This is a genomic window from Prevotella micans F0438, from assembly GCF_000243035.1.
In the GTDB taxonomy this organism is placed as follows: domain Bacteria; phylum Bacteroidota; class Bacteroidia; order Bacteroidales; family Bacteroidaceae; genus Prevotella; species Prevotella micans.
The window spans coordinates 1-517 of the sequence record NZ_JH594532.1 but is presented as its reverse complement, the minus strand read 5'-3'; the positions used below and the strand labels follow the sequence as shown (position 1 = coordinate 517).

Annotated in this window: 1 pseudogene; it reads left to right on the top strand. The window is 43.1% G+C overall.

The features are described from left to right. Positions 1–383, top strand: a pseudogene (locus HMPREF9140_RS10005) (hypothetical protein); the annotation flags it as partial. Between the last annotated feature and the right edge of the window lie 134 nt (positions 384–517).

Genomic DNA, 517 nt, shown 5'->3' with positions numbered 1-517 from the left:
ATAATGCTAACAATGGGAATGGATGCGCCTGGGGGCCGACAAATATGGCTGGAAACAATTCTGTGAAGAATCATGGTCCATCATCATACGATTCCGGATACAACCTGACATGGAGAGCTGCATCCAGTTACTATAATATTGTAAAAGCAAATTCAGGTTCTTTTCCGGCTTTCTACTATGCAGCACAATACTATCCGGGAGTAACAGTGACTGGTACCAATATTGGCAAATGGTTTTTGCCAGGGGGAAGAGATATCGACCCCGTTATGCGTAATCTTTACTGGGGTGCAGGTACTCCTGGTGAATATGGCACACATGTTTGGGGATATGGAGTTCCTTTAGATGACCGCTATAAAGCAAGTAGGTGGAACAGCTATTTGTGATAACAGCAAAGCACATTGGGTCGCAACAGAAGGAGCGAATGTTCATTGGGATCCAGCGCATCCAAGTGATTTTTGTAATGAGGCTAATTTCAGACAGTTTAGAGTTAACGGTATTTATTTCAGTTATACCACGA